At 43.8% G+C, this 1,878-nt stretch carries 1 protein-coding gene; it reads right to left on the reverse strand.

Going from position 1 to position 1,878, the window contains the following annotated elements; genetic code table 11:
* Positions 1-112 precede the first annotated feature (112 nt).
* Positions 113-1,878 (reverse strand): M1 family metallopeptidase (locus STRDD04_RS01065; protein WP_062198591.1); only part of this gene is annotated, 1,766 nt, incomplete at its 5' end.

Here is a 1,878-nt window from a genome sequence, read left to right on the forward strand (position 1 = left end):
CATAAAGTGTTAGCGTTTCCAATTTGTATACGTTATGAAAAATAAGAAAAAAGACGAACATATACTACTCAAAATGAGCATACATTCGTCTTTCATAACTCTATATAATTATTTATAAACCTTCCTGAATTGCTTTCTCAACCGCTGCTTTTTCACGGGCAATCAAGTCAACACGCGCTGCGATTTCCTTGATTCCCATGCTGATGTTACGGCTGATAGCCATATCGTCTAGCTGTGGCTCAAAGAAGGCCTTGTATTCTGCCAGCGCTTCTGCTGTCTTGAAGGCATTCGCTGGATAAATAACGAATTTATCAAAGCTCATGTCGCCACCCAGAGCAGCCTTAATCCAGTCCCAATCATCACGCGCCCAAGTCCAGACAGTGGCTTGAGTGAACTGGTGATTCAAGAGAGGGAAATACCAGCTCATAGCTAAATCTTGTGGTTTCACGATATCCTTGTTTTTCAAAGATTCCAAGATACGAGCAAGAGTTTCTGCGTCCTTAGTGTAAGCCAAAGCGGATGCCAACTGACGTTTGAAGCTGCCGTCAACTGTTGAAACATAATCATTCAAGTATTGGTCAGCCAATTCTTTGCTCTCATCATGCTTGATTTGGTTGATGAGAATATGCAAGCGAATAGCCGCAGGCAATTTCTCCAAGTCCTCTTGATGAGCAGCAAAAATACGGCTTGCTTCTTGACTTGCTGTTTGATCATCAGCGGCAATCAGATTTCCAATGACAATCTGACGAACCAACTCATCCTCATCACTTTCGCCTTCTTTTGCTTCAAAGCCTAGACGGTCAAAGTTGAATTTGCTAAGTTTAACCACCAATTCATGATAGGCTTTCTCGCATTCGCTTCCTTCGTCCACAAATAGCTTAAGACCATTCAAAACGGCTTTAACTCCTGAGACAACCAAATAGGAGGTTTCTTCTGTCAGTTTTTCAATAACTGGAACCAAATCAGCAAATGAAATGCTGCCTGCTTCAGCCAAGAGACGGCGCTCTTGCACCACTTGAAGCTTGCTGGTGCTATCCAAGTCTGTAATGGCATCTAAAATATGATCAAGCAAGATGCCTTGATAGTCTGTGATATAGTGGGCTGTATTTTCAGTATTGAAGCGCAGGGCACCTTGGTTTTGAGTAGCCAAGGCAGAATAATTTGGAATTTCCAGCGTTTCTGTCTCCAGCGTATCTGGTAAACCTTTCCAGTTGCTATTTAAAGGCAAGACCCAAGTGCGTTTCTTATCTTCATGCTCGCCGATAAAGAATTGTTTTTGAGAGAGTTTGAGCGTATCATTTTCTACTGTAGCAGTCAAGACAGGGTAGCCTGGCTGCTCCAGCCAAGAATCCATAAAAGCTGCTACATCACGGCCAGAAGCAACCCCCAAGGCATTCCAAAGGTCACGACCGATAGTATTTCCATACTGATGTTTAGCAAAGTAAGCATTCAAGCCTTTGGCAAAGGCCTCATCTCCCAACCAACGACGAAGCATGTGCATGAGGCGGCTTCCCTTGGCGTAAACGATAGCCGGATCAAACAAAGTATTGATTTCGTCGGGGTGCTTCACCTCTACATGGACAGACTGAACTCCGTCTGTCGCATCTCGTTTGAGCGCCAAAGGAACACCTGTGGTTTGGAAATTCTCAAAAATATTCCAGCTTGGTTCAATCGCATTAACACAGACGTATTCCATCATGTTGGCAAAGCTTTCATTGAGCCAAAGGTCATCCCACCACTTCATAGTAACCAAGTTACCAAACCATTGGTGAGCCAACTCATGAGCGATGACAAGTGCCACATCTTGACGGCTGGATACAGTAGAATTTTCATCTACCAAAAGGTAAATCTCGCGGTAGGTAACCAGACCCCAGTTTT

The sequence above is a fragment of the Streptococcus sp. DD04 genome, assembly GCF_001578725.1.
GTDB lineage: Bacteria > Bacillota > Bacilli > Lactobacillales > Streptococcaceae > Streptococcus > Streptococcus sinensis.